Origin of the sequence: Flavitalea plasmicola (genome assembly GCF_030546645.1) — a bacterium.
Taxonomy (GTDB): domain Bacteria; phylum Bacteroidota; class Bacteroidia; order Chitinophagales; family Chitinophagaceae; genus Puia.
Map to the genome: position 1 here is coordinate 543,859 of NZ_JAUOTO010000007.1, position 20,564 is coordinate 564,422.

At 53.7% G+C, this 20,564-nt stretch carries 11 protein-coding genes; 3 read left to right on the top strand and 8 right to left on the bottom strand.

Going from position 1 to position 20,564, the window contains the following annotated elements:
• Positions 1-50: 50 nt before the first annotated feature.
• The 3 genes from Q4E93_RS27640 to Q4E93_RS27650 are packed head-to-tail and all read right to left on the bottom strand — an operon-like array spanning position 51 to position 3,868.
• The gene (locus Q4E93_RS27640; protein WP_303590905.1) at positions 51-1,337 is read right to left on the bottom strand and encodes a M16 family metallopeptidase; all 1,287 of its coding nucleotides are present in this window, start codon (positions 1,335-1,337) and stop codon (positions 51-53) included.
• Positions 1,327-2,592, bottom strand: coding sequence for a M16 family metallopeptidase (locus tag Q4E93_RS27645; protein WP_303590906.1), 1,266 nt, complete (start codon positions 2,590-2,592; stop codon positions 1,327-1,329). The genes Q4E93_RS27640 and Q4E93_RS27645 overlap by 11 nt, the downstream gene beginning before the upstream one ends.
• Before the next feature lie 58 nt (positions 2,593-2,650).
• A complete protein-coding gene (locus tag Q4E93_RS27650) occupies positions 2,651-3,868 on the bottom strand; it encodes an aspartyl protease family protein (protein WP_303590907.1) in 1,218 nt (405 codons plus the stop codon).
• Positions 3,869-4,153: 285 nt separating this feature from the next.
• Here Q4E93_RS27650 and mqnC point away from each other — a divergent pair, with 285 nt between their 5' ends.
• Together mqnC and Q4E93_RS27660 are read left to right on the top strand one after the other, a co-directional pair.
• Complete coding sequence (mqnC, locus tag Q4E93_RS27655; protein ID WP_303590909.1) at positions 4,154-5,278, top strand: cyclic dehypoxanthinyl futalosine synthase; 1,125 nt, start codon at positions 4,154-4,156, stop codon at positions 5,276-5,278.
• A gap of 94 nt (positions 5,279-5,372) precedes the next feature.
• Positions 5,373-9,323 (top strand): response regulator, encoded by a 3,951-nt coding sequence (locus Q4E93_RS27660; protein WP_303590911.1) that lies wholly within the window; start codon positions 5,373-5,375, stop codon positions 9,321-9,323.
• A gap of 7 nt (positions 9,324-9,330) precedes the next feature.
• On the opposite strand, the gene Q4E93_RS27665 is transcribed toward Q4E93_RS27660, so the two are convergent.
• Together Q4E93_RS27665 and Q4E93_RS27670 are read right to left on the bottom strand one after the other, a co-directional pair.
• A complete protein-coding gene (locus tag Q4E93_RS27665; RefSeq protein ID WP_303590913.1) occupies positions 9,331-10,017 on the bottom strand; it encodes a response regulator transcription factor in 687 nt (228 codons plus the stop codon).
• The gene (locus tag Q4E93_RS27670) at positions 10,010-11,587 is read right to left on the bottom strand and encodes a sensor histidine kinase (protein ID WP_303590915.1); all 1,578 of its coding nucleotides are present in this window, start codon (positions 11,585-11,587) and stop codon (positions 10,010-10,012) included. The genes Q4E93_RS27665 and Q4E93_RS27670 overlap by 8 nt, the downstream gene beginning before the upstream one ends.
• Before the next feature lie 149 nt (positions 11,588-11,736).
• Between Q4E93_RS27670 and Q4E93_RS27675 the strand changes: the two genes are divergently transcribed.
• The gene (locus Q4E93_RS27675; protein WP_303590916.1) at positions 11,737-12,483 is read left to right on the top strand and encodes a GLPGLI family protein; all 747 of its coding nucleotides are present in this window, start codon (positions 11,737-11,739) and stop codon (positions 12,481-12,483) included.
• 2 nt (positions 12,484-12,485) lie between these two features.
• Here Q4E93_RS27675 and Q4E93_RS27680 read toward each other — a convergent pair whose 3' ends face one another.
• The 3 genes from Q4E93_RS27680 to Q4E93_RS27690 all read right to left on the bottom strand — a co-directional run bounded on the left by Q4E93_RS27680 (position 12,486) and on the right by Q4E93_RS27690 (position 20,518).
• Positions 12,486-14,942 carry an ABC transporter permease gene (locus Q4E93_RS27680; protein WP_303590918.1) on the bottom strand — a complete coding sequence of 819 codons (2,457 nt, stop codon included), beginning with the start codon at positions 14,940-14,942 and terminating at the stop codon, positions 12,486-12,488.
• Positions 14,943-15,104: 162 nt separating this feature from the next.
• Positions 15,105-17,573 carry an FtsX-like permease family protein gene (locus tag Q4E93_RS27685; protein ID WP_303590920.1) on the bottom strand — a complete coding sequence of 823 codons (2,469 nt, stop codon included), beginning with the start codon at positions 17,571-17,573 and terminating at the stop codon, positions 15,105-15,107.
• A gap of 113 nt (positions 17,574-17,686) precedes the next feature.
• Positions 17,687-20,518: a TonB-dependent receptor gene (locus tag Q4E93_RS27690; protein ID WP_303590922.1), complete on the bottom strand. Its 2,832-nt coding sequence runs from the start codon at positions 20,516-20,518 to the stop codon at positions 17,687-17,689.
• Positions 20,519-20,564 lie beyond the last annotated feature (46 nt).

A 20,564-nucleotide genomic window follows, 5' to 3' on the forward strand; every position in this document is an offset into this window, starting at 1 on the left:
CTTGAAGCTTGCAGCTCACAGCTCGTCGCTTGCCGCTCGCCGGTACCTCCTCACACCACCACCAGCTCGAAGAAAGCTTCAGGGTCCAGGTATCGCTGCGCCAGCTCCTGCAGCTCTTCGGGAGTGATCGTCTTGACGATCCGGATGCCCTCATAGAAATAGTGCTCGTCGAGCCCATTCAGCAGCAGGTTCTTCCATCTGCTGGCCACCTGGAAAGGTCCATCCAGGTCCCCCAGGATGCTGCCGATCGTGAAGTTGCGGGCCATCGCCAGTTCTTCCTCATCGATCAGTTCCTCCCGTAAGAGCTCCATCTCTTTATATACTTCTTCGATAGTGGCTCTGCATACTTCTTTTCCCGCCTCCGTCGTGATAAGCAGCGCGCTCTCCTGCCGGTTGTTCAGGAGATAGCTGTGGATGCCATAGGTATATCCTTTATCCTCACGGATATTCGTCATCAGCCTGGACCCGAAAAATCCCCCGAAGACATTGTTCAGCACCTGCACCTTTTGAAAGTCCGGATGATGCCTGTTGGGAAAATTCCGCGCGATCCGGATCGAGGCCTGCACGCCTTCCGGATCATTCACGATATCATACTTCCGCTGCGTCGCCGGCGTAATGACAGGCAATGCGGCAGGGTCCGGGGCTACAGGGGCACGCAGCGGCAACACCCCGAAATAACGCTCCAGCTCTTCGGAAAGGGTAGGGGGCAGCTTCCCGGCAACAATGATCCGGCAGGCGCCATGACTATAGTGCTGGTGGTAAAAGCGCAGCAGTTCGTCGCGTTGCAGGTTTTGGAGGTCCTCCAGCCGGGAATATTTTCCATAGGGATGCTCCGGCCCGTATAGATAGGACTCGATCAGCCGGCCCGCGACAAAATCGCTCTTTTTCAGGTTCACCTGGAGACGTTGCTGCCCATTCTTCTTATAGATAGCCACTTCCTCTTCCGGGAAGACAGAGTCCGAGATCAGCTCCGCCACCACAGGCAATAGCTCGGATACATGCTTGTTCAGGCAATGCAAGGTGATATCCGCCGTCTCATGATGGGCGGCACGGCTCAGGTAAGCGCCATAATATTCGAAATGCTCGTTGATGTTAAAAGCGCTGCGGGTAGAAGTGCCGTTCTTCAGTAAGGCGCTGACCGCCGCAGCCACCCCGTTCCGCGACTCATGCGAGTTGCCCGCATCGAAGATCCAGCCGATCATCAGGGCATCCTCGGTGCCCAGGTCAATGAGATATACCTCCACGCCATTGCTTAACACCTGCTTGCGATACAGCGGCAATTGCAAATTGAAATCCTTTGCATCCTTGATAGGGGGTGCGATCGTTCTATTGAGCATGGGAAACCCCTCCTTTGGGCTGACCACTGTGATAGTAAAGGGTGTTGCTGTTGTTGGGATCAAATAATTGCCGGCTGGTGGAAAGGATCTCTTCGGCTGTGACGGCCTGGTACCTTCCCAGCTCCGTGTTCATCATCCCTGCGTCGCCCAGCAGCTCATAAATAGCCAGGCTATTGGCGCGGTTCATCACGCTCATGTCTTCAAAGACAATGGCGGACTCCGTCTTGTTCTTTATTTTCGTCAGCTCTTTTTCAGAGATCTTTTCCGATTGCATCTTCAATAACTCTTCCTCTACCGCCTTATCCGCGGCTTCCAGGCTCACGCCTTTGATCAGCTTACCCTCGATGACCACCAGGCCCTCATCGACGGAGCCCGTGTGATAACACTCGATCTGGCTGAATAATTTCTTTTCCTTGATCAAAGCCTGGTGCAGGCGGGAAGAACCTCCTCCACCCAGCACCTCCGTGATCAGGTCTGCCACGTAATAGCCCTGCTCCAGCCGGGAAGCCATGTGATAGGATTTATACAAGGCGTCCAACGGCACGTCGGCCGTCACTTCCAGCTTTCTTACCTCCTGCTGGCGAGGCTCCTTCGGCAGATTGCGCACATACTTCTCTCCGGAAGGAATATCCCCAAACCATTTTTCCGCCAGGGTGCGCACCTGTTCCGTCTTCACTTTACCGGCCACTACCAGGATGGCATTCACAGGGCGGTAGTACTTAAAGAAGAATTGCCGCACATCCTCCAGTCGCGCATCTTCGATATGGCTCAGCTTGCTGCCGATGGTCATCCAACGGTAAGGATGCTGCTTATAGGCCAGCTCCCGCATCTTAAACCATACATCCCCATAGGGCTTGTTGATATAATGCTCCTTGAATTCTTCACAGACCACCTTCCGCTGCACTTCCAGGCTCTTCTCGCTAAAAGCAAGGGACAGCATCCGGTCACTCTCCAGGTAAAAAGCCGTCTCGATATTTTCTGCGGGCAGCTGGATATAATAGTTGGTGAAGTCGTTGGTGGTATATGCGTTGTTTTCTCCCCCCGCCAGCTGCAGGGGCGTCTCGAAATCTTCAATGTTCACGGAGCCGCCAAACATCAGGTGCTCGAATAAATGGGCAAAGCCTGTCTTCTTCGGATCCTCGTCCCGGGCCCCTACATCATACAGCACATTCACTACCGCCATGGGAGTGGAATGATCCTCATGTACCAAAACCCTCAGTCCATTGGACAGCTGAAATCGATCGTATTGTATCATAAATGATTCCTTTCCTTTACCCTTGGTTTGCTAGGGGGAGGGCAAATTTACGGAAAGTTTAAAGAATACTCTTCACGCGCATGACATGCTCCTGAAGATCCCCATCCCGCTTGATGATGAGCTTCACCTTTTCGCCCACGCTTTGCAGGATGTTCTTGTAGACCTGGATATTATTACTGAAGTTGTTGTTCACGGCGATCACCACATCATCCAGCTTCAGGCCCGCTTTCTCCGCGGGCGAATCCGGCATGACATCCCCGACCCGGATCTCCCCTTCCAGCCAGTAGATGCCCAGTCCCGTATAGGAATAATCGAACTGATCCCGGTAGTGGCTATTGGGGAACAGGAAGATCTCCCTCCGGTCGTAATTCAGGGTCACGTTGAACCGGCGGAGGATATCATTACCCAGCAGGCCCCCCAGGTTGGGATAGGAGGTCACATTATAATCGTCATCAAAAACATAGGTAGGCACTTTGCGGAACCGGTATGGGCCTAACCTGACCTCCTTCAAAGTGGTAAGCGTCATATTCGCCTTGCCGCCCAGTCCCTGGGCCTGGGTCTTGAAGAACTTCCGCTTGGGATCGAATACACTGCTGTCATTCACAAAATCGGAAGACAGCAGCATGCAAAGCCCCGCCCCCGTGTCAAAATAAAAACGCGCGTCGATGGTCTCTCCATCCCGCACCGTTGCGCCCTGGATCGGCAGGCTGGCAATGACAGGTTTCAGGAGGTGGCCGCCCTTCGGATACTTGAAAGTCCCTTTGCTGTATACATAGACCTTGGAGCTGTCATAATTGATCTGGACGATAAAACGGGAGAAAAAGCTATAGCCAATGATGCCGTCTACCTTCTCCCCATATACGCTGCTCAGTATATCGTAATCGTTCACGTGAAAGTTGAGACTGTCCACCCGCAGGCCGGGCAGGTGCAGCGTCTCATTATATATGAATTTCACCTGGCGCACGCCGGCAATGCCCAGGATCGTCTTATCGGAAGGCAGAGAAACTATCTTCAGCCGCTGACAGGTAGCCGAATCCAGCGAGATGCCCCCGCTCCCGGTATCCAGGATGAAATTGAGGCTGTCCGGGAAATCACCGACGCAAGCCCTTATCAGGATCACACCGCCCGTAAATACGGTAAAAGGAAAGCTGGTGATCAGCTTGGCAGGCGGCGGCACGAATTTCTCCTGTGCCTGCAGGGGACGATTTGAAAAAAAGACCGATGGGATTAAAAAGAACACGAGACACCGGAAAAATCTGATCGGATGATAAGGCATGGAGAAAAGGTGTTTTTTCTGGCAAAGCATAGCTGGCGTGATTCGGAAGACTAAATATATCACCATTTTACCGTTATGACAAGCCATTCATCCTCTTTTTAAACAGGCGTAAATCGGCCTTCAACCGCGTGCAGCCTGGCTTCAATAAACTTCAGCCGACATGCATTTTTCTACGAACTGCTGTTTTCAATGGACACAAGGTTCCCACCCATGGACCAGCCGTCTTTGCCGACACCTTGCAATTCCATATCCCTGCCCTACCTTTACAAAATAATTCATCTGGCAATGCATCTTCCCGACCTATATAAAAAAGCCTACGACCGCGAATTCTTAGACATCGAAGAAGGCGTATTCCTTTTTCAGAACGCTCCCCTCACCGAGCTGATGTACCTGGCAGACGAGCTGCGTAAAATGCAGGTTCCGCACGGAAAGGTCACCTGGCAGATCGACCGTAATGTCAATACCACCAACGTTTGCATCGCCAACTGCAAATTTTGCAACTTCTACCGCATTCCCGGTCATGCCGATGCCTACATCACCGACATCGCTACCTACAAAAAGAAAATAGAAGAGACCTTTCGCTGGGGAGGAGATCAGCTTCTCCTGCAGGGAGGACATCACCCAGGGCTGGGATTGGAATTCTATACGACCCTGTTCCGCCAGCTGAAAGAGCTTTACCCCACCCTGAAGCTGCATACGCTGGGACCTCCCGAGGTAGCCCACATCTGCAAGAAAGAAAAAATGAGCCACCATGACGTGCTGACTGCCCTGAAAAAAGCAGGAATGGACTCACTGCCCGGCGCAGGCGCCGAGATCCTCGTGGACAGGGTACGACGCCTCATCAGCAAAGGCAAATGCGGTTCGCAGGAATGGCTGGACATCATGCACGAAGCCCACAAGCTGCATATCACCACCTCCGCCACCATGATGTTCGGACACGTAGAGACCCTCCACGAACGATTCGAACACCTGGTGAAGATCCGGGAGGTCCAGTCCAGGAAACCCGCCGAAGCAAAAGGCTTCCTTGCCTTTATACCCTGGACCTTCCAGGACGTCGATACCCTGCTCACCCGCATAAGGGGCGTACACAATCTCACTACCCCGGAAGAATACATCCGCATGATCGCGCTCAGCCGCATCATGCTCCCAAATGTTAAGAATATCCAGGCATCCTGGCTCACTGTAGGCAAGCAGACCGCCCAGCTGTGCCTGCACGCAGGCGCCAACGACTTCGGAAGCATCATGCTGGAAGAAAATGTGGTAAGCGCCGCAGGCGCCCCTCACCGCTTCACCGCCAAAGGTATCCAGGAGGCTATCCGGGAAGCAGGTTTCGAGCCCCAGCTGCGCAACCAGCAATACGAATGGCGTCCCCTGCCGGCAGCCATGGAAGAGCAGGTCATAAACTACTAACAGTCATGGGCTAAGTATTTACCCTTGTTTTTTTGTAGTTCCGGAAACTTAAACGGAGAATTTTACGTTTGTTAAGAACAGCTTTACAATATCCATGAAAAGCCCGTTCCGCAAACTTATACGTATATCGGTCATTTTGTTTGTGCTGGTACTCCTGTTCAATTTCTTCGGGTACTACATAAATCACCTTAAATCATTAGAAAACAGGGAGTTAACAGAGGCCATCAACCAGTCGGGCCGGCAACAGTCCCTTAGCCAGCTCATCACCAGGGAATGCATCCTGCTGCTGAACGATCCCGGGAAAAAAGCGATGCCCGTACTCCGGGATTCTCTTTCCCGCCACCTGGCCGCCTTTCAGGCAGGGCGGGAGCTCCTGCAAAAGCAAGCCGGCGGCGCCAAGCCGCCCGTCCCGGATAAGATCTTCCAGATCAAGCTGTTATTATCCAGCTCCCAGCAGTCCTATCAATCCCTGATGGCCGTCGGGCAGGAGCTTGCCCAGGGCGATTCGGCATTGATAGCCATCAACAAACACCTCTACCTGCGCGACCTGCTGCACAGCGAGGAGCAATACAGCGCCTTGATGGAGCAGGTCACCGCCTACTATTCAGCGCTGGCGAACGATAAGAACAGCGAGGTGTCTACCATCGACACCGGCAAGTTCATTTCCCTGGTCATCGCCATCATCTGCATGGCCCTCCTGGTACTGGAGCCAGCGTTCAAAAAAGGAGAAACCAATTATAATGAGCTTCAAAAAGCCCGCAATGAGCTGCTGAATGAAAAGAAATTCCTGGCTTCTATCCTGCAATCCCAAACCAACTATGTCATCCGCATCCACCGGAACGGCCATTTCACCTATACCAATCCTGCTTTTCGCAAAACCTTCGGATATACGGAACAGGACCTGCAGCATATTCTCTTCTACAACACCATCTTTCCAAAGGATCTGGCCCGCTGCAAGCAGGTTGCCAACGAATGCTGGAACAATCCCGGGAAGATCTCCCGCCTGCTGATCCGCAAGCCGATCGGCCAGTCCCGCCAGTTCCTCTGGACAGAATGGGAATTCCTCGCCCTCCAGGACGAAGATGGACAGGTCAACGAGATCCAGGGCATCGGGCTCAATGTCTCGGAAAAGCTGCAAACGCAGCAGGTAAAGGAAGACGCCATCCGCACGCTCTCCTACGCCATGACCTACGCAAAAATGGGCTCCTGGAAGCTGGACTTCGTCACCGGCGAGCTTTCCCTCAGCAAGGAATTCAAAGCGCTGTTGGCCATGGACGAAGAAGATCCCGATAAGATCTCTATGGACACCTTCCTCAACACCTACGTAGTCCCGGAAGACTTCACCCTGGTGTCCGATGAGCTGGCAAGGGCCATGCAGCACAAAGAGAACACGGGTTACGAGAACGCCCTCTCCTGCCGCATCATCACCAAACAGGGATGGATGCGGTACCTTTCCATAAAAGGCAGGGTGACGGACGAACAGGTGCAGTTCGGCATCGCACAGGACATCACTTCCCAGAAAGAATCGGAAAATGCCCTGCTCAACAGCGAGCAGAAATTCCGCCTGCTGGCGGAGAACTCCGAGGACATCATCAGCGTTCATGCCATCGACGGCACCATCTGGTACCTCTCGCCCTCCGTAAAGACCGTCCTGGGCTATGAAGTGGACGACGTCATCGGAAGGTCCTTCGAATATTATGTCCATCCCGACGACCGCCAGAAATTCCTCAAGGCGGATCAAATGCCCTCCTTCTCCGGCCAGGACAGCATCATCGTTCGTTACCGCATTCTCCGCAGTGATGGCAGCTACATCTGGCTCGAGACCATCATCAAGCCCATCGTGGATGAAGAAGAGCTGGTGAAGGTCATCTGCACCTCCCGCAATATCACGGACCGGAAGATCGCGCAGGAAAAGCTGAAGAAAAAAGATCAGCTGCTGCATGCCGTAGCGCAGGCCACCCACTCGCTGCTGATCAACACCGACCTGGACCAGGCCATCAAAGAATCCATCCAGACCCTGGGTAACAAAGCCCTTGTCGACAGGGTCTACGTATTCCAGAACCATTTCGACGCTCCTCAACAGCAATGGTTCACCACTGAGACTTACGAATGGACGGAAGACCCCGCAAAGCTCCGCATTCACCAGTCCAACGTAAAGGATATCCCCTTCGACAGCATAAAAATGATCATCCAGCCCCTGCTGGCCAAACGACCCTTCGTCAGCTACAAGAGCAAAGAGGGAGATCCCCAGCTGGTGGAGATCTACAACCGCAGCACCGTCCTGTCCTCCGTCGCCGTCCCGATTTTTCTGAAGGACGAGTTCTGGGGCTTTGTAGGTTTCGACGAATTGAAAAAGGAAAGGGAATGGTCCGAGGCAGAATTTTCCATCCTCCGCTCTTATGCCTCCTCCCTTGCCGCAGCGATCGAGCGTAAACAGATCGAGGTGGAGCTGGTGCAGGCAAAAGAGCTGGCCGAATCCGCCAGCCATGCCAAGAGCGAATTCATGGCCAATATGAGCCACGAATTGCGTACGCCCATGAACGGTATCATCGGGTTCACGGACCTGGTGCTGACCACCGAATTGCAAAAAGCCCAGCGCGATTATCTGCAGAATGTAAAGAAATCGGCGTATGGCCTGCTGGGCATCATCAATGATATCCTGGACTTCTCGAAGATCGAAGCCGGCAAGCTGCTCATCGATCATATCCTCTTCAAGCTGGACGAGCTGATAGAAGAGACCATCGACATGCTTACCCTTAAAGCTTTTGAAAAAAAGCTGGAAATGCTGTACAAGGTCGACCCTTCCATCCCCTCTCAATTCCTGGGTGACCCCGTCCGCATCCGGCAGATCGTGGTAAATCTCCTGGGCAATGCCATCAAGTTCACCGGCGACGGGGAGATCCTCGTGTCCATCCAAAAGGCAGGGGAGACTTATCAGCACGAAGGCAAACAGTATATGAAGCTGTCCATCCGGGTACAAGACACCGGCATCGGCATCCGCAAGGAGAAATTGCAGAAGATCTTCGAAAGCTTCACCCAGGCCGACACCTCCACCACCCGCAAATACGGCGGCACGGGATTGGGCCTCACCATCTCCAGGAGCCTCTCGGAGCTGATGGGCGGCCACCTGACAGTGGAAAGCGAGCCCGCTAAAGGCAGCGCGTTTACGCTGCACCTCACCCTGGAAGTAGCCAACCAGCAGCCCGAAGTCCTCTTGCCGAAAGATCCGCTGCTGAGAAGAGTGCTCATCGTGGATGATAATAGCTCCAACCGGGAGCTCATGAAAGAGAACTTCGGATATTTCAACATCCCCGCCGATGCGGTCCCCAACGCCGCCGCCGCTCTGGCCTGTATGAAAGAAGCCATAGAGAAAAAGGAACCTTATGATCTCGTCGTCACCGACCACCTCATGCAGGGAATGGATGGCATCACCCTGGTGAAAGAAATGAAAAAGGCGTTCCGCGGCCAGGAACAGTCGTTCATCCTGATGCTGTCATCCCCGGAAAAAAACATCTACCAAAGCGAGGCGGTAAAAGCTGGTATCAATAAATTTCTCTCGAAGCCCGTGAAAATGCATGAGCTGCACGCCACCCTCCTTTCCCTCTTCGAAAAGAACTTGCAGAACGACAGCCTGCACCCCTCCCTCCCCAACAACGTGGAAAAGATCACCGAACCCACCAGCGTTATGGTGGCCGATGACGACCCCATCAATATGCTGCTCATCTCCGAAGTCCTGCGCAGGATGGGTTTCGAGGTCATACAGGTCAGCAATGGCAGGGACGCTCTCGACAGACTGCCCCACTGTGAGCCCGTCATCATCTTCATGGACGTCAATATGCCCGAAATGGATGGCTATGCCACCACCCGCGCCATCCGCAATATGCCGGAGCCTTATTGCAATATCCCCATCGTCGCCCTCACCGCCGATGCGATGAAAGGCGACCGGGAAAAATGTCTGGACGCCGGCATGAATAACTATATCTCCAAGCCCTTCCGCCTGGAGGAGATCGACGAAGTGCTGCGCGCCTACATCCTCATGGTATGACCGCCGTTCATAGTATGAACCGGTAGCCTACCCCTTTGATAGTAATGATCTCCAGCGAATCATCCTCTTTCAGGTAGCTTCTTATCTTGGTGATATATACGTCCAGGTTACGGCTGTTGAAAAAGCTGTCATTGCCCCAGAGCAATTGCAGGACATCTTTCCGGTCGATCACCTTATCCCGGTGCGCATACAGGAATTTCAACAGCTCATTCTCCCGGAAAGATAGCTTCCGCTCCGCATCACCCAGCGCCAGCACCTGCCGCTTCCAGAGAAACCGGTATTTTCCAATGCTCACCGGGCCATCCGATAACGCAACAGCAGCACCTCCTTTGCTTCGCAGCGTGTTGTGGATCCGTACGATCATCTCCTCCATGCTGAACGGCTTCCGGATATAATCATTACCCCCCAGGGTAAACCCCCTCACCACATCCTCTGTCCTCCCCTTGGCCGTAACAAAAAGGATCGGCACTTCCTTGTCCAGGCCGCGGATCTCCTCCGCGATCTCAAAGCCATCCTTATTGGGCAGCATGACATCCAGTACGCATACATCGGGACGCAGCTTCGTAAAGGAAGGCAGCACCTTCGCCCCGTCATTTTCCATGACCACCTCGAACCCCCGGCTTTCCAGGCTCTCTTTTACGATCTTGCCCAGGAATAGCTCGTCTTCAACATACAGCACTTTTATTTTACGCATATCCACGGGGAATTTTAATAGTGAACTCACTTCCGACGCCTTCCTTGCTGCGGACCATGATCTCTCCTCCATGCCGCTGTACGACATACGCCACATAGCTGAGGCCGAGACCATACCCTTTGACGTTATGCTGATCCCCCATCGGCACACGAAAGAATTTTTCAAAGATCCGGTCCTTATAGTCCGCGGGAATGCCGATGCCATTGTCCCCGACGGTCAGCAGAAGAAAGTCCGGCTCCCAGTGGATATTGATCAGCACCATGATGGGAGCAGCCTTTCCATACTTCAAAGCATTGTCCAGCAGGTTGAAAATGACACTGGTAAAATGCAGCTTATCCGCTCGCAGAACGTATTTGTCCGTACGGATATGCGCAGGTTCCACTTTTCCTTTTCCCGTATCGCCGCTCTCTTCAGCGCCTTCCGCCGCCTTCCCCCCGTCGTCCCCGATCTTATTCCTTCCCGGTCCCACCACTCTGATTCCCGGCTCTTCAGGTCCCGCTGTCAAACGGACCGTGGCCTTGGATTTCTCGAATTGCAGCCGCATCGAAGTCATTACATCCTTTACCAGCACCTTCATATCGAACTCATCCTTCCTCAGCTCGATCTCCTGCCTTTCATAAAGCGACAGCTTCAGCACCTTATCCACCAGCAGGGACAACCGCTGCAGCTCATGCGTACTTATCTCCAGGTATTCCCTGGTACGCACCGGATCCTTCAGGGCATCGAATTCCTTCAACGCCTCCACCGCCACACTCACCGTCGCAATAGGCGTCTTTAGCTCATGGGTGATATTGCTGATAAAATCATTCTTCAGCAGGATCAGCTTTTGCTGCCCCCGCCAGTTGCGGTAAAGTAAAAGGAAAGAAAAGATGGTGACTCCCACCAGCACCAGGGAGAACAACGCCTGCGGACCCAGCCGCCGCGCCGTCAGCCAGAAAGTATCGCCCAGCCGCAGCTGATAGCTCATGGGATTGGCAAATCCAAGGATCACCCGCTGCTCCGCACTGTCCTGAAAAAAAATATTCTTCTTCCTGTCCACCGGACCCACCAGCACCGTGAAAGGCGTCCGGATACCTTCACGGTCCAGCACCTGTCTGAACTTTGCGTCGATCTCCTTCACCGTAACAGAATCCTGCAGCGAATCCACTCCCGACAGGAAGTCGGCGACGCTTATTCCGGCGCCGCCTCCAGGACCGGACGCCCGGTAGAATATCCGGTGCATACCTGAATCCGGCAGATCATCGACGCCCTCACTCGCCCCGGCCCTTCCACTGACGCTCACCACCACGGCACGACGTTTCTTCCCCGCACTGTCCATCGTCACCTTGTCCCGTATGACAGTCGCCATATTTTGCAGACCCGAAGGATCCGGCATGATATGGAAGGTAGTATCGAAATGCAGCTTGGTGGCCTGCAGCTTAAATAGGGTCTCCCGGAAAAGCAGCTGGGTACGCAGGGTCAGCACCTTGCTCTCCTCCGCATAGCTTTTTTTCAGCCAGTATGCCTGGAAAAGCACGATCGCAGCGATCGTGAGCACCATCAGCGTTATGGATATCCTGAGCTTGTTCACGGGACAACGAACCTACGGTTCCTTTTGCTAAAAGTAGAAAAAAGGCGCTTGCCGCCGTCAAAGCATTAACCTTAATTAACATTAAACCAATGGCCTTTAACCTCCTTTACCCCGTCCCAAAAATAGATTTGTGACTTAAAACCACACTCATGACCCCTGGTAAAAAATTACTGCTGACTGTCCTGTTCTTCCCCAGCCTCCTGGCCGCACACGCCCAGGTAAAAGAAGGCCGCGTCGTATATCAGCGGAAAGTGAACATGCACCGCCGCCTGGAAGACCCCAGCATGAAAAGCATGGTGCCGGAATTCAGTATCTCCAAAGTGGAGCTGCTCTTTTCCTCGGATCAATCCCTCTGGCGCAATATCAAGGAAGAAGAGGACATCCGCGACCAGGCAGGACAGGACAACAACGGCCCCATGATCCGTATGCGCTTCGGCGGCGGCGACGACCAGACATACAAAAATTACAGCGAAGAAAAAATGATCCAGCAGCGGGAGATGGGCCCCAAAAAATACATTTTTGAAGACAGCTTCCCCCGCCAAACCTGGAAGCTGGAGGCCGACACCCAGACCATCCATGGCCATCTCTGCAAGAAAGCCGCCTGCAAGGGTCAGCAAGGCAACGCCATCGTCGCCTGGTACGCCGAAGACCTGCAGTCACCCTCCGGCCCCGAAGTCTACGGCGGCCTGCCCGGCCTGATCCTTCAGCTTGACAGCAATGACGGAGAAATGGTCTACACGGCCGTGGAGATCAGCGGCACATTCGACCGCAAGCTGGTGCAGGCGCCTACCGATGGTAAAAAGATCACCCGCGCAGCTTTCAAAAAAATGATGGAAGAGCAGTTCGGCGATGGCGGACCCGGCGGCAGGCCCACTATCCGCATCATCCGGCAATAAAGCTACTCTGTCCGCAGGCTGTCCACGGGATTGGCGACAGCCGCCTTGAAAGCCTGGAAGCTCACCGTCAACAGCGCTATCAGTACAGTAGCGATTCCCGCCACCCCGAACACCCACCAGGACAGCGGTGTGCGGTAGGCAAAATCCTGCAGCCACTGATGCATAAAATACCAGGAGACAGGGGCGGCAATGATAAAGGCGATAATTACCAGGACGACAAAATCCCTGTTCAGCAGGACGGCAATATCCGAAACGCTCGCCCCCAGCACCTTGCGGATACCTATCTCTTTCGTCCTCCTTTGGGCAGTGAACATCCCCAGCCCGAAGAGGCCCATGCAGGAAATAAAAATGGTGATGCTCATCGCCACATTGATCAGCCAGGCGGTATTTTCCTCCTGGCCATAAAGAAAGGCGATCGACTCGTTCAGAAAACTATACCGAAAATCATCCGATGGAAATACTTTTTTCCATTCCTTCTCCATGCCGGCCAACAGCGCTTTTACATCCTTCGAATTCCTTTCAGCCGTCGTTAGCTTTATAGCCAGACTATGCTGCTCTTCTGGCATATTTCCAACAACGGCGGCCTGAATGGCGTCATGGAACGACCCCTGGTAAAAATCAGCGATAACGCCCACGATGGGATAGGACCTGTCTCCCACATTCAGTCGTTTACCCAGCGCTTCCGCGGGATGCTTAAAACCCAGCGTCTTGGTCAGCGTTTCATTCACGACAAATTCTTTCAGGCTATCGCTATGCAAAAGGTTCCTGCCGGCAATTAATCTCATCTTATAAAAAGGGATATAGCCCTCGTTACCGGATTCTCCCACAGCCTCAAATTTTACTTCCCTTATATCCTTATAGGTCAGGCCCATGGTCATTTTCGCAAAACCCATGGGTGCATTTCCCTGTGACACGATCTTATCGATGCCTTTCAGCTTCTGAATATTCGCTGCAAACATTTTCAGCCTGCCCTGCTTGTCGCCCCATTTATTAATGGTAATGATCGCATCCGTGTTAAACCCCTTATCCGCATTCTTCATGAAATTCATTTGCTTGCCGATGGTCAGCGCGGCTATAATGAAGATCAGGGATATAGTGAACTGAAATACGATCAACGCCTTCCGCAGTCCGACCCTTTCCGTCCCCTTATGCATTCCCGCCCCTTTCAGGCTCAGCAAGGGCAAATAAGAGGACAAAACCCTGGCAGGATAGAAGCCTGCCATAAGAGCAGTCGCCCCAGTGATGATCAGCAGGAACAATAATGTGTTTGTCTGGAAAGGATGAAAGCTCACTCCTTCAGGGACAAAATCCTTAAAAGCATGCAGCACAGGCTTCACCAGCATTACAGACAGCAGCACGGCAAAAATGGTAAGAACCAGGGTCTCCGCAAGAAATTGGAAAATGATATTTTTTCTCCGGCTGCCCAGCACCTTCCGCACCCCTACCTCCTTGGCCCGTTGGATGGATTGGGCCGTGGATAAATTGATAAAGTTCACTACCGCGATGACCAGGATAAAAAGTGCCACTCCCATCAACATGTACAAGGTGGGCAGATACGGCTTGCGAAAATCATCTCCATCATCCCCCCGGTGGAAGGCCCTGGAAAAATGAATATCCGACAAAGGCTGCAGCCACAGGCTTATTTTCGGACCCTGACCAGGGAAATGATCTTTTACATACGCATTCATGCGGGCATTCACCGTTGCCGCCTTCGTACCCTTTGCCAGCCTGACAAACGCCATGGAAGAGTGGATCCTCAGGCTGCTCCAATCTTCCGTAGGGATCCGGGCCCTTAAAAAACTATGCGTGGCCGTCCCGATGGAAATAAAATCCGTATAGCCAAAGTCGGTATTCCCGGCCCAGTCATTCACCACGCCGGCTACTGTCACCTGCAACGAGTCGTCATAGATCACCGTTTTCCCGACAATCTTCTCCGGAGACAGGTCCCCGAAATATTTTTCCGCCCTTTTTTTGGACAGCACCACCGTGAAAGGGTGATTCAGCACTGCCGCATCGCCCGCCAACCATTGATAGTGAAAAACTTCGAAATAGGAAGGATTAGTGATGATCGTGGTGGCCGCATACGAGCCCGCGATGCGGTTGTCGAATCTTTTCGGAGGGTTTTTGCCATCCGGAATGCTCACGCCCGCCGGATAGTCGTAAAAAGCCGCCTTTGCCTCGAAGCCCGGGATCTGCGTTTCAAGCCCCCCCATGCCCATGTCGCCGAGCACCGAATTCAGAAAAAATGTATTGCCATCGGGCATTTTCGCCTCCCCCGCGATACGGTAGATCCTGTCGCCATCCGGGTGGTCCCGGTCGAAGCTGAACTCATAAGCCGTTACCAGGTAGATCACCATGCAGGCACAGATCCCTAAAGCCAGCCCTGTGACATTGATGGCAGTATAAACTTTATGCCGGCTGATATTGCGCCAGGCGATCCTGAAGTAATTTTTAATCATAGTAGTGGGCTCCCTGCCCAGGTCCCACGAAAAAAATGCCGGATTGGTAGCATCTTGTCCGTCAATGAAATGTGCCGGATCAAATCAAAATACCTGTCCGCTGGCGATACACTGGCTGTCCGGCTCCCATCATACCAACTAATGAAGACGCCTGCCCGGTCCCTACTCCGTGCGCAGACTGTCCACCGGATTGGCCACAGCCGCTTTCAACGCCTGGAAGCCAACGGTCAGCAATGCGATCGCAAGCGCCGACAGACCAGCCACGGCAAAGATCCACCAGGACATCGACGTCCGGTAGGCAAAGTCCTGCAGCCACCGGTGCATGAAATACCAGGAAACAGGGGCGGCAATAATAAAGGCAATAAGTACGAGGATCACAAAATCCCGGTTCAGCATAAGGGCAATATCCGCCACGCTTGCTCCCAGCACCTTGCGGATGCCGATCTCCTTTGTCCTCCTTTCAGCCGTGAACATCCCCAGGCCGAAAAGGCCCATACAGGAAATAAAAATGGTGATGCCCATGGCCACATTGGTCAGCCATGCCGTCTTTTCTTCCTGCCCATATAAAAAAGCGATCGATTCGTTCAGAAAGCTGCACTGAAAAGCTTCCTCCGGGAACAGCTGCTTCCATTCCCGCTCCAGGCCGGATAAAACAGCCTTGACGTCCATGGCATTTCTATCGGATGCCGTCAGCCTGATGGCGACACCGCGTACAAATGCAGGCGCGTGCCCGATCACCACAGGTGCAATGGCATCATGTAGGAACCGCTGATGAAAATCCGCCACGACGCCTACGATCCGGTGCGTTTTGTGACCTCCATCGGAATGCAGCAGCTGGCCCACGGCATCCTGCGGCCGCCGGAAACCAATGATCCTTGTCAGCGTTTCATTGACCACCACTTCCTTCAGGCTGTCGTCATCCGGGAGATTGCTGCCGGCGATCAGCTTCATCCGGTAAAAAGGAATATACCCTTTCTCACTGGCCTCCAGGATCGGTTCCACCTCCATTTTCTCCTTTCCGTTATAGCTCATATGCATGATCAATACCCTGTCATGGGTCATGGGGGCATTGCCCTGCAGGAGTACCTGGTCCACCCCTTTCAGCTGCCGTATGCGTTGTGCCAGCACGGCGAGCTGCCCATACTTACCAAACCCGGCATCGATCGTAATGATCGCATGCGGGCTGAATCCCATGTCGGCGCGCTTCATAAAATTAATTTGCTTGCCAATGGTCATGGCCGCAACAATGAATAGAAGGGAAATGGTGAACTGAAATACGATCATGCTCTTTCGTAGTCCTATTCTCTCTCTGCTTCCTCCCGGACCAACGCCCTTCAGCGTGAGCGCCGGCAGGCAGGAAGCCAGCACCCTGGCCGGATAAAAACCCGCCAATAAGGTAGTCGCTGTCACCGTCACCAGGAGAAAAAGCAGCGTCCTCATCTGGAAAGGATAAAAGACCAATCCTTCCGGGATAAAATCCCTGAAAGCGTGAAACACCGGAATGACCAATGCAACGGAGACCCCTGCAGCGAAAAGCGTGACGATAAATGTCTCCGCCAGGAATTGGAAAATGATATGGCGCCTCCTGCCACCCAGCACCTTTCTCACGCCGACCTCCTTCGCCCGGTGGATGGCCACAGCCGTGGACAGATTGATAAAATTCACTGCCGCCAGCAGCAGGATAAAGATGGCAACGCCCGTCAGCACATACAACGTCGGCCGGTACGCCTTGCGAAAAGCGTCTCCGTCATTGGGACGGTGAAAGTCCCTGGTGAAATGAATGTCGGACAATGGCTGCAGCCACATATGGACGGAAGCGACCATGGTGCCGTAATCCGCTTTTTGTTTTATATAGGCCGCTATCCGTTGATTCACCGACTCCACCGGCGTCCCCTTCGACAGCCTGACAAAGGCCATGGCCGAATCACTGCACACATCGGTCCAGCGCTCGGAAGCAATCACACTTCTTAAAGCGCTATGCGCGGCTGTCCGGAGAGAGATAAAATCCGTATAACCAAGATCTGTGAGCCCAGGCCAGTCCGCTACAATGCCGGATACGGTCACCTGCAGGCTGTCGCCATAGATCACCTTTCGTCCCATCATCTGGCCGATCGGGACATCTCCAAAATATTGCCGGGCCCTTTTTTGCGACAGCACTACCTTAAACGGCTCGTTCAGCGACGCCGGGTTCCCCGCCAGCCAGTCATATCTGAATATATCGAAATAGGAAGGAGAGGTGATGATGGTGGCAGGCGAAGAGGTGCCCGCCATCCTGCCATCGAATTTTTTGAGCGGGTTGTTCCCATCGGGGATCCGCGCCGCCGCGCCATAGCTGCGAAAAGCGGCTTTTGCTTCAAAACCAGGCAGCTCGTTCTCATATCCGGCGGGTAAATTATAATAGGGGGAATTGAGATGCATTTCCTTGCCCCCGCGCAGCCGGATATCCGATATGACACGGTAGATCCGATCTCCCTCCTGATGGTTCCTGTCGTAGCTGAATTCATGGTCCGTTATCAAAAAGACCACAATACAGGTGCAGATCCCCAGCGCAAGTCCCGTCACATTGATGACAGTATAGATCTTATGCCGGCTGATCTTGCGCCAGGCGATCTTGAAATAATGCTTGAGCATAATAGCAGGTTGTACCCTGAAATTACGCGAATATTTCTTCCCCGGTCACTGGACATCCCTTGACTTACATCTTCCACCTCCCATCTTCTCCGGACTTATTCCCCCTGTCACTCCTACCTTACGAACTTAATATCCGGCCCCATTCTCTCCATCCCGCCCTTCACCGCCTTCCCCGCAAACCGGCTGATACTATATGTAAAGCTCAGCAGCCAATACCTGTTCAGCACCTGGTAGGACACGTCGTCAATGTAGTTCTGGCTCGTATTCCTGGAGAATCCCGTATTCTGCCGGAGGATATCGAACGCCTGCAGCCGGAACATCCCCCGCTTATGCTTACCCACCTGCGCAGCCGCCCCCGCATTCCACACCAGCGGGCTGCTGTTATAGCCCGCCGGCAAACCGCTGCGATGCGTGTAGTCGAGGTCACTGGCAAGACTGAACACTTTCGTCAGGTACCAGTTAAAGTCCAGCGTATAGGTCTCCGTCCAGTAATGCTGGTTTTGCCCCGGCTGCAGCGAATACCGGGCATCATTGTATTCCACCCTGGCGCCCCCGCTGATATCCAGCAGCCCCTTATAGGAAAATTGCAGATCCGCGCCCTGCCCCACCGTCCAGGTATTCCCGTTGTTCCGCGCTCCGTTCACCAGGCTCGCGTTATGATCATAGCTCAGGTCGCTTTTCAGGTTCACCGTGCTCCGGATGGAACGTAGGGGAAAGTCCCAGGATATAAAGCCATTCACCTGGTAAAGCCCATCCAGGTTCACAGGCCGGGAAGTGCGAACGCCAACACTGTCGAGCTCGTCGTCATTCACGATCCGGTGCCTGATCCCGTTGTAGCCCAGCATGGCGATAAAGCTGGTGCGCCGGAAAGGGTCAAAAGAGCCATAGTTCAGCCGCAATGAATGATAATACTCCTGCAACAAGCCCGGGTTGCCCGCCTTGATATTCAATGGATCGGAATTGTCCGGCACAGGCTGCAGCTGGGTCAGGGACGGCTGGTTGGTATAGGTAATATATTGCAGGTGCAGATGCTGATATTTCGTGATCTCATACTGCAGCAGCGCGTTCGGCAACACATTCCGGAAAGACTGCCGCAACAGGCTATCCTTGGCGATATACCCAAAGCTGTTCACGGACGCGGCCTGCTGCAGCGTGGCGCCCAACGCAAAATTAAAACCGGTCCGCTGATGCCGGAAAGCCAGCCCCTCCCGGTGATAGGTGTACGTATTCCGCAGGTCGTTCGTCTGCTGTTGGTTGGGCTGCGTAAATTTACCGTTGAGGTCCGCGTCAAAGGTTTGCTTGGCTGTCAGGTTATGGCTTTGATAAAAGCTATAGTTCGCCTCCAGCAGGGATCTTTTCGACAATGGCTCCGTATAGCTGAGGACAACGCCATAATTATTGCCGTGACCCGACAGATCATATACCTGGTTCAACGTATCCGCTCCGCCTGCCTTGTAAAAGTGATTGACGGAATACAGCTTTCCGCCGCCCGAATTGTCGCTGAGCCCAAAGGAAAGGTTCGCCGAGAAGGTCCGGCCCTTCCTGGCAAATCGATGGCGCAGCAGCGCAGTGCTATTCCAGTTATACCCGCTGTTATTCGCCAGCGTATTGGATGCGCTGGTATTCAGCAGCTCGTTGCCATCCCGGGACCTGGAGCTGTCAATGGCCGAAGACAGGCTGTTGCTGCGCTGATAGGTAAATGCGCTGGTAAACTTCACCGAGTTGAAACTGTCCAGCCGGATGTCGGAAAAGACATTGAGCCGCTGGTTCTCATTGCTCCGGTCTGTAACACCGGCATGGTCCTGGTTGTAGCTGTTTTGCGGCGACAGGTATTGTTTCGCTTCCTTTTGCCGTACCTTGTCGTCTGCCCGGTTGAAAAAATAATTGCCGCCGGCTTCCGCCCCGCCCCGCCAGGAATCGGAAAAATTTAGTCCCCCGGCCTTAGTGGTGGTAATTGCCTGGCTGCTTTGTGCCAGGTCCTGCAGCGGAACGCCCGAGCCGCCGTCCAACAAGGTCCTGCCGCCACCGCCTCCCATGCCGCCGCCTATACCGCCCCCGTTGTTGAAACCCAGCACATCCAGGAAAGAAAAACCCTGCTTATTCGTGTTGTTCCACATACCCAGCGCCGAGAGCTGACGGTTCTCCTGGAATTGATTCAGGTTGAACTTTGCTTCCCACCGGCTATCCCGGACAGCATCATCCCCAAAACCTCCCGCGGCATTCCCCGCATCCCGGCCACCCCCTGCCGTCAGTTTCCCGAACAAGCCATGTTTCCTGTCCTTCTTGATCGTCAGGTTGATCGTCTTCTGGCTATTGCCGTCGTCAAACCCCGTGAACTGGCTCTGGTCCGACTTCTTATCGAACACCTGGACCTTGTCCACCGCATCCGCCGGAAGATTCTTCGACGCGATCTTCGGATCATTGCCAAAGAATTCTTTCCCATCCACCAGCACTTTTTTCACCTGCTCCCCGCCCGCCTTGATATTTCCATTCTTATCCACCTGCACGCCCGGCAGCTTCTTCAACAGATCCTCCACCACTGCATTCGGCTTGACATGGAACGACCCCGCATTATATTCGATGGTATCATGCCGCATCGACACCGGCGGCGCTTCCTGCTGTACCGTGACAGCATCCAACGTACTACTCTTGTCCGTAAGGACGATCTCCCCCAGCGCCACCTCCTTCGCCTGCTCCGTAATCTCAAAATTCCGGCTCGCCGGCCGGTAGCCTACATGCGAGATCAATAGCCGGTAAGCCCCCCTGCGCAGCCTCGATACCTCGAAACCGCCGGACGCCGAACTCCGGCCAAAGCCCGCCAGCGAAGAATCCCGCACATCCAACACCGTCACCGTGGCATCGCCGACAGGCACATGCGCAGCCGTGTCTTTCAACGTGCCCCGCACACTACCATCAGCCTGGCCCAAAGCCGGCAGACCCGCCATAATACATAATAAAAAAGGTAAAAGGTAAAGGTGGTTCATATCGTTG

What these genes read in the sequence shown, in the direction of transcription:
- Q4E93_RS27685 (WP_303590920.1), bottom strand. Translation starts at nt 17,573, where the DNA reads ATGCTCAAGCATTATTTCAAGATCGCCTGGCGCAAGATCAGCCGGCAT.
- Q4E93_RS27675 (WP_303590916.1), top strand. Translation starts at nt 11,737, where the DNA reads ATGACCCCTGGTAAAAAATTACTGCTGACTGTCCTGTTCTTCCCCAGC.
- Q4E93_RS27665 (WP_303590913.1), bottom strand. Translation starts at nt 10,017, where the DNA reads ATGCGTAAAATAAAAGTGCTGTATGTTGAAGACGAGCTATTCCTGGGC.
- Q4E93_RS27645 (WP_303590906.1), bottom strand. Translation starts at nt 2,592, where the DNA reads ATGATACAATACGATCGATTTCAGCTGTCCAATGGACTGAGGGTTTTG.
- Q4E93_RS27660 (WP_303590911.1), top strand. Translation starts at nt 5,373, where the DNA reads ATGAAAAGCCCGTTCCGCAAACTTATACGTATATCGGTCATTTTGTTT.
- Q4E93_RS27640 (WP_303590905.1), bottom strand. Translation starts at nt 1,337, where the DNA reads ATGCTCAATAGAACGATCGCACCCCCTATCAAGGATGCAAAGGATTTC.
- mqnC (WP_303590909.1), top strand. Translation starts at nt 4,154, where the DNA reads ATGCATCTTCCCGACCTATATAAAAAAGCCTACGACCGCGAATTCTTA.
- Q4E93_RS27690 (WP_303590922.1), bottom strand. Translation starts at nt 20,518, where the DNA reads ATGGCGGGTCTGCCGGCTTTGGGCCAGGCTGATGGTAGTGTGCGGGGC.
- Q4E93_RS27680 (WP_303590918.1), bottom strand. Translation starts at nt 14,942, where the DNA reads ATGATTAAAAATTACTTCAGGATCGCCTGGCGCAATATCAGCCGGCAT.
- Q4E93_RS27650 (WP_303590907.1), bottom strand. Translation starts at nt 3,868, where the DNA reads ATGCCTTATCATCCGATCAGATTTTTCCGGTGTCTCGTGTTCTTTTTA.